Origin of the sequence: Mediterraneibacter agrestimuris (genome assembly GCF_943193195.1) — a bacterium.
Taxonomy (GTDB): Bacteria; Bacillota; Clostridia; order Lachnospirales; family Lachnospiraceae; genus Schaedlerella; species Schaedlerella agrestimuris.
This window is the reverse complement of record NZ_CALPDG010000044.1, coordinates 21,736-28,459: the sequence shown is the minus strand read 5'-3', so window position 1 is coordinate 28,459 and position 6,724 is coordinate 21,736. Positions and strand designations below refer to the sequence as shown.

Here is a 6,724-nt window from a genome sequence, read left to right as displayed (position 1 = left end):
TGTGTGAAGAATTTGAAGTAAAAGAAAATGACCGGAAGCGTATGCTTGGCCACAAATTCAATGACGTGACAAATTCAATATACGGACACCGTGACCTTGAACATCTCCGGCTTGAGATTGAAAAGATAAAAGTATGATTTGTTGTAAGTGTGTTGTAAACGAATCCCTTTTATTACATTTTTTTATAATGGAATATGCTATTATATAATGCTATTTTTCTGCGTGGTTGACACGTTTTTCCGAATTTTCACGTCAACCACGCAATCCATGCCAGATTAACGAGGACTTAATAATGTCAACGCAGAATAATATATGTCCAACAATTCAAAATATCCGCAATACGCTTATAAAAATTTGTAAAAGGGCTGAAATACCTGTTTACTCTTTACATGCTCTGCGTCACACATTTGCAACAAAGATAGTGCGCCAGACAAAAAATATGGGTGAATTGAAAGATGCTGCAGAATTGTTAGGAGACAGCTATGAAGTAATCTTAGCAACTTACTTCCATACTGACAGCGAAAAGAAAATCGAGCTTGTAGATGCGATTGCATAAATCCGTCCACCTTATCGTCCACCTTATGAAGCGATTTAAGCCGATTTTATGCGGTTTCTAGCGGTTTTATAAAATACTTTTTAACACTGGGATCATAAGATGGTACCAGGTCTGCAGTTTGTGCTGGAGAGATGAAAATAATTTCGTCCACCTTATTATTTTTTTATTATCATAAAAATAAAAAAGCCCAAGAAATGTTGAATTTCCAGGCTTCTTGAGAGGCGCAGACCGGATTTGAACCGGTGAGTGAAGGTGTTGCAGACCTTTGCCTTACCACTTGGCTACTGCGCCTAGCTATGAGCACTTGACGTCTGTATTTTAGACGTCTACGTGCGATGCATATCGTCGCCGTTAGCGAGGCTCTTACGAGCTTACCAGACGATGAAGCTATGAGCACTTGACGTCTGTATTTCAGACGTTTACGTGCGATGCATATCGTCGCCGTTAGCGAGGCTCTTACAAGCTTACCAGACGATTTAATCTAACTGCTGTCTGAACTATTCTATTCCGACAACAGTTAGATTATACCAAATCACATCTAAAACGTCAATAACTTTACCGTGGATTTCTCATTCTAAAAAACAGGAGCTGGTACATTTATGCATCTTCCTCCGCAAGCTCTGTTGTACGGTTCTTCGGCGGTATTGCCACTGAAAAGATCAAAAATGCGATCAATCCTGCAATCAGCCCCGGAACGATAGGCTGGCTAAAGTGCAGACCAAACAAATCTCCTCCGGAAATATTTTCCATATATACAACTACAATTGTTCCTGCAATCAGAGACGCAATTGTTCCCGCAGTAGATGCTCCTTTCCAGTAATGTCCTAATACATATGGGAAGAAAGAACCTGCCGCACGTAAAGTGAATGCAAACATCAGAATGGTCAGGATGCTAGATGTATTGAACAGTGCAATCAACGTCGCAGCTACGCCAACCAGTGCCATGGTCACTCTTGTTACAATCATGACTTCCTTATCTGTAGCCCTCGGCTTAATCAGAATCTTATAAATATCGTTTGCAAAGATAGAACCCGCGCCCAAAAGGTCAGAGTCTGCACTCGACATTGTTGCAGAAACAATTCCTGCAAACAAAAGTCCGCAGATCAGAGCAGGCATCGCTTCCATTGCAAGTACTGGAAGTGCATATCTCGCACCTACGTCTGCAAAATCTGCTGCATTGAAACGGCCCATATTAATCAGTGCCAGTACGATGATTCCCATAATAGTCGGAACAAACGCATAAATAAAATTTACGATTGCCGCCAGCACTGAACCCTGTTTTGCTGCTTTGCCGTCTCTTGCCGCATAGTATCTCGATACAGCTTCCTGCCCCACAGTAAATGTCGCTACATACATCACGGTCAGGCTGATTACATCCATCACACTATAACCTTTAAAAATATCAAATGTCTCCGGCGGTACATTTGCAACAACTGCGTCCCAGCCGCCTGCCATATTCGCCCCGAAAGGCACTGCAATGATCATCCCTGCAACAATTAAGAATACCTGAATGAAATCAGTCAATGTTACACTCCACAGACCTCCCATGATCGCATAAATCGTAACCACAATTCCAACAATCAGTACCGCAGCTTTATAATCCAGATTCAGCATAGTCGACAGGATTACTGAAGATGCAATAAATTGCCCCGCCGTCAGACCGATCAACGGAACAAACATGATCAATGCGGTAATCACACCAGAAGATTTTCCATATCTTCTGCGAAAATATTCTGGAACGGTCTTTACCATAGCCGCCCGGAACTTAGGTGCTAAAAATGTCAGTATTACAAAGGCAAATCCCATTGTAATAATATACCATGCCGCACTTAATCCATGACTCTCCATTCCCTGCTGAACAACTCCGAGTGAACTTCCTCCGCCAATCTCTGTTGCCGCCAGCGTTCCTGCCATCAAAATTGGTCCAAGTCGTCTTCCTGCTACGACAAAGTCAGTATTAGATTCAATACGCTTTGATGACAGATAGCCAATCAACAACATGATAAGCAGATACACAACAACTACACTTGTTACAATAATGTTTGACTGCATAGTCACTTCCTCCTCAAAAAGTATTATATTTTGCACCTTCTGCAATAATAGTACATTCATTATAAAATATTTATAAAAAGTAAACAAGCCATATCAGCAAAATTGTCAGAAAATTTGTAACAGAACAGTTAAAAGATTAAACTGTTACGATAGCCTGTGCAATCAATGTATGCAAATTTTTATTCAAGCAACAGTGAATAATCTTCTGTAAAAATTCCTGTCAGCCCCGGGAATACATATGCATCTCCAATCACATATAAGGTATACATTCTTCCCGGTTCTATCCACTCTGTCATGTCAAATACATCTACGCCGTTCATTGTCTCAGTAACGAAAAAGGTCTGCTCCCCCTGCATCACCTGCTTATAAGCGGCAACACTCTTGAATCTCAGATCATCAAACACAACTCTCTCCGTTTTATTTACCACATCCACCGCCGGAGCGTTATAGGAAAGATTAGCTGCACGCACACAGGCGAAATTCTGCATCTGATTCTGACACGGACTATCAGATATCAGCACCATTGAAATACCTTCCATATTATTTACCAGTGCAATGGTGTACACATCCCCCTCCTGAAACAGGAACCGCTCCTGCGTAATCAGAGCTCTTCCGGCAGTTCCTTCTGTCACACGGATATTTTTAAATCCAGCCGCCTCAATAAAATATGACGATACTTCTCCATACCCGAGATTATGTGCCAATGGTCTGTTTCCAACAGATACATTGACTGTATCAAAACCAACTGCGGCATTCAAAAAACGGATCGTACAATATCCTACGCGGTTTCCCTGACCTCCGCCGGGAACAATCGGGATAGGAATTACAGTAATCGGCGGTATTTGCCCTCCCCCCGGGATTCCCGGAAAATTCGGCCATGTGCCGCCGGTCTGCGGCGGTCTGCTCCCATTTGGACGGTTCGTGCCTGCTGGCGGAATTATCGGCTCCGGACGGGTCGACGGGCGATTCGGATGGGACGGAACCGATGGCGTTGGAAGATTTGGGGTTGTCGGTTCTGCCGGACGGTTTTCTCCCTCACCCACTGCCGGCGGCGGTCCAAAAATCGGCGTATCCGGGGATTCTGGAAGTCCCTCCTCCTGATTTGCTCTAAGTACATGGTTGTTAATTCGACTATCCGTTCGGATTTTATCAGACATATACATATGCTCCCTTCTGCATCTCATTTTGCTTTTCGCTGCGATACTGCATTATATGCTGAAAAAAATCAGAGGTGCAGAAAACTCACTTGCGCTTTCTTGTTCTGCCTGTTACACTGAAAAAACAACATACTATAAAACAGCTTCACAATAACACTTGCAAGAATCGAGGTGTAACATGCCCGCACATCCATTTCCTTATGAAATCATATACAGCTCCCGCAAAACCCTTGCCATTCAAATCACCGCCGATGGCAAAGTTCGTGTACGTGCCCCGAAGCGGATCCCCAACTCTGTCATTGAGCGTTTCCTTACAGAAAAAGAGGGGTGGGTACTGAAACATTTACAGAAGAAAAAAGCAGATGCAGAAAACGGCTATTTCCGGGATCGGGCTCAGCTTTCCGAACAAGAACGAAACCATTACCGGGAAATTGCGAGGGATATTTTCACAAAAAAAACTGCTTACTATGCACAGATTATGAGCGTTACCTATGGACGTATCACTATCCGGGAACAGAAAACCCGCTGGGGAAGCTGCTCAATTGACGGCAATCTCAACTTCAACTGGCGGTTGATTTTCGCACCAGAAGAAGTATTAAACTACATCGTCATCCATGAACTGGCACACCGTAGAGAAATGAACCATTCTCCGGCATTTTATAAAATCGTCGGTGAAATCATGCCGGATTATAAAAAGCAGCAAAAGTGGCTTCGTGAAAACGGACAGAAACTCTGGAATTGAGCTCCTGTCCGTTTTCTTGATTAGATATTATCCGATAATTATCCGATACTCCCCAGCATCTTTAACTGCTGATACAGATAAGCCACCGGAAGTCCTACCACATTATAATAATTTCCCTCAATACGGTCTATATATGCTGCGAATCCTCCTTGAATCCCGTAACCTCCCGCCTTATCCATTGGCTCCCCGGTTGCGATATAACGGCGGATTTCCGCATCCTCCATAGCATGGACAAACACCTCTGTCTGTTCCGCATGACTGATGACTGTTTTCTCACCTTTTTCATCATGTGCCAAAAGCGCAGTACCCGTATAAACCTGATGATTCCTTCCCTGTAAATGTTTTAACATCCGAAAAGCATCCTCTTCGTTTTTCGGTTTTCCAAGAATTTCACCGTCTAACACTACAATAGTATCCGCCCCGATCAGCAGAGTATTTTCTATACTTTCCACCACTGCCGCAACATTTTCCGCCTTGGCAAGCGCCAGTTCTTTTACAATCTCTGCCGGGTCTGTACTTGTGTAGTTCTCTTCGCCGTCACTTACAAGCACTTCAAACTCCACGCCGATCTGCGACAACAGCTCCCGCCGCCTTGGTGACGCAGAGCTTAAGATAATCCGTTTTTTCATGTTGTTCTCCTCCATATGTATTCGGTACTTCCTTATATCTTCACTTACCACTTCTTTTCAGAGGAATTAAAATCCTCAGTTCAAACCAATTATCCTGTATCCCCGCAGTCACAGAACCACCGTATTTCCGAACTGTGCTTTGAATACTCTTCATGCCAAAACCATGAAAGCGTTTATCCTCTTTTGTAGTCTGCGGCAAACCATTTTTGAAAGTAATCTCTTCTTCACAGTAATTCTCCACCTTGATACGCAGAAAATTTTTCTGCTGTACCACATACAAATGTATCAGCCTCTTTTCTGGCTTTTCCAACTTTTCCACGCTCTCAATCGCATTGTCCAATACATTCCCAAAAAGAGCACTGATATCCATCTCTGCAATAAAATTCAACAGTGTTCCGTCAGCCACATAGGTTAATCCGATTCCCTTATTCTGACAATACAGGCTCTTGCTTGTAAGCACCGCATCCAATACTTTGTTGCCTGTCTTATTCTGCGCCTCATAAGATTTGATTTCCTGTTCCATCTGTTCCAGATATCTGGCAGACTTTTCACTGTTTGCTTCTGCTTTGAGCAATGCAATCTGGTGCTTCAGATCATGATACTTCTGATTCACAATATCAATGCTTTCTTGAGAGAGCTGATAGTTCTTGTATTGCATCTCCAAAATATTCTGTAGTGTATCCACCTCAAATTTCATCTGTAATTCTCTCACCTGAATATGATAGGCATATAGCATCGCCATACCGCTCAAATCTACAAGAGTCCGGATGGTAAACATTTCTCCGGCAAACCTGCTGCTAAACAAAACATTTTGGTTCAGATAGCTCAGATTACTTACAGTAAACACTGCCGCACTCATAATAATAACAGTAATCAACTCTCTCCGGTTGACATTAACATTCTCCACATCCTTCTGAAAATAACGCTCCAGCCAATAGATAGCCCAAAAAATGAGCAGATAGACAATTCCCAACTGAATACATCTTCCCATCGTTGTATCTACAGCCTTCGGAGATATCTTCACCTGATAAAAATAAATCTGCCAGCACAATGATGCCGCGAACTCTCCCATAATAAATGCTCTTGCACAATAATAGCCGGCTTCCGTCAATTTAAAATCACAGCACACATAGATATAAAACAAAATCAAAGAAACCGAAACCGCCATACAGAGCAGAAACCATGCCTGCCTCACACCATCCGTCAGTGCCATAAATCCAACAATTGCCGCAAAAGAAACAACATGAATACCAGTCCGGCTTCCTCTGTCACTCCGTTTTCGGTTCGTGGCAATCACAATCAGCGCCGCCAGAAAATACGCAGTGGAGTAGTAGTATCCAGGTGTATTTATCAATTCCAAGCCTCTCATCTATCTGCCCGCCTCATTCATATAATTATTCAGGGCGTCCAAAAATGCCTTTTTTCTGGAACGGCTCACCTGAATTACATCTCCTGCTATTGTCACGTCGCTGCCATGGAAATCTTCTACATAATCCAGATTAACAAGATAGCAGCGGTTACATCTAAAAAAGATGTTCGTATCCAGCTTATCCTCCGCCTCTTTCATTGCTCCCTTCACCATCACTTC

The 6,724-nt window shown here is 43.0% G+C and carries 7 protein-coding genes and 1 tRNA gene; 2 read left to right on the top strand and 6 right to left on the bottom strand.

What is annotated here, in order from left to right:
• The first annotated feature begins 292 nt into the window (after positions 1-292).
• A complete protein-coding gene (locus tag NFS18_RS15990) occupies positions 293-556 on the top strand; it encodes a site-specific integrase (RefSeq protein WP_251392122.1) in 264 nt (87 codons plus the stop codon).
• A gap of 219 nt (positions 557-775) precedes the next feature.
• Here NFS18_RS15990 and NFS18_RS15985 read toward each other — a convergent pair.
• The 3 genes from NFS18_RS15985 to NFS18_RS15975 form a co-directional block, all read right to left on the bottom strand.
• Positions 776-847: transfer RNA gene (locus NFS18_RS15985), tRNA-Cys, on the bottom strand.
• A gap of 306 nt (positions 848-1,153) precedes the next feature.
• Positions 1,154-2,608, bottom strand: coding sequence for a sodium:solute symporter family protein (locus NFS18_RS15980; RefSeq protein ID WP_251392120.1), 1,455 nt, complete (start codon positions 2,606-2,608; stop codon positions 1,154-1,156).
• 179 nt (positions 2,609-2,787) lie between these two features.
• Positions 2,788-3,765: a DUF4397 domain-containing protein gene (locus NFS18_RS15975; RefSeq protein WP_251392118.1), complete on the bottom strand. Its 978-nt coding sequence runs from the start codon at positions 3,763-3,765 to the stop codon at positions 2,788-2,790.
• A gap of 178 nt (positions 3,766-3,943) precedes the next feature.
• Here NFS18_RS15975 and NFS18_RS15970 point away from each other — a divergent pair, with 178 nt between their 5' ends.
• Positions 3,944-4,507, top strand: coding sequence for a M48 family metallopeptidase (locus NFS18_RS15970; protein WP_251392117.1), 564 nt, complete (start codon positions 3,944-3,946; stop codon positions 4,505-4,507).
• A gap of 38 nt (positions 4,508-4,545) precedes the next feature.
• Here the strand turns inward: NFS18_RS15970 and NFS18_RS15965 are convergent, their stop codons facing one another.
• From NFS18_RS15965 to NFS18_RS19590, 3 genes are read right to left on the bottom strand one after another with little or no spacing between them, the layout of a single operon-like run.
• Positions 4,546-5,136 carry a Maf family protein gene (locus tag NFS18_RS15965; protein ID WP_251392115.1) on the bottom strand — a complete coding sequence of 197 codons (591 nt, stop codon included), beginning with the start codon at positions 5,134-5,136 and terminating at the stop codon, positions 4,546-4,548.
• Between the two features lie 40 nt (positions 5,137-5,176).
• Positions 5,177-6,505, bottom strand: a complete 1,329-nt coding sequence (locus NFS18_RS15960) for a sensor histidine kinase (RefSeq protein ID WP_251392113.1) — start codon at positions 6,503-6,505, stop codon at positions 5,177-5,179.
• Positions 6,506-6,718: a LytTR family DNA-binding domain-containing protein gene (locus tag NFS18_RS19590; RefSeq protein WP_331477728.1), complete on the bottom strand. Its 213-nt coding sequence runs from the start codon at positions 6,716-6,718 to the stop codon at positions 6,506-6,508.
• Positions 6,719-6,724 lie beyond the last annotated feature (6 nt).

Coding starts and splice junctions, on each gene's coding strand:
- NFS18_RS15960 (WP_251392113.1), bottom strand. CDS start 6,505: ATGAGAGGCTTGGAATTGATAAATACACCTGGATACTACTACTCCACT.
- NFS18_RS15970 (WP_251392117.1), top strand. CDS start 3,944: ATGCCCGCACATCCATTTCCTTATGAAATCATATACAGCTCCCGCAAA.
- NFS18_RS15990 (WP_251392122.1), top strand. CDS start 293: ATGTCAACGCAGAATAATATATGTCCAACAATTCAAAATATCCGCAAT.
- NFS18_RS19590 (WP_331477728.1), bottom strand. CDS start 6,718: ATGGTGAAGGGAGCAATGAAAGAGGCGGAGGATAAGCTGGATACGAAC.
- NFS18_RS15965 (WP_251392115.1), bottom strand. CDS start 5,136: ATGAAAAAACGGATTATCTTAAGCTCTGCGTCACCAAGGCGGCGGGAG.
- NFS18_RS15980 (WP_251392120.1), bottom strand. CDS start 2,608: ATGCAGTCAAACATTATTGTAACAAGTGTAGTTGTTGTGTATCTGCTT.
- NFS18_RS15975 (WP_251392118.1), bottom strand. CDS start 3,765: ATGTCTGATAAAATCCGAACGGATAGTCGAATTAACAACCATGTACTT.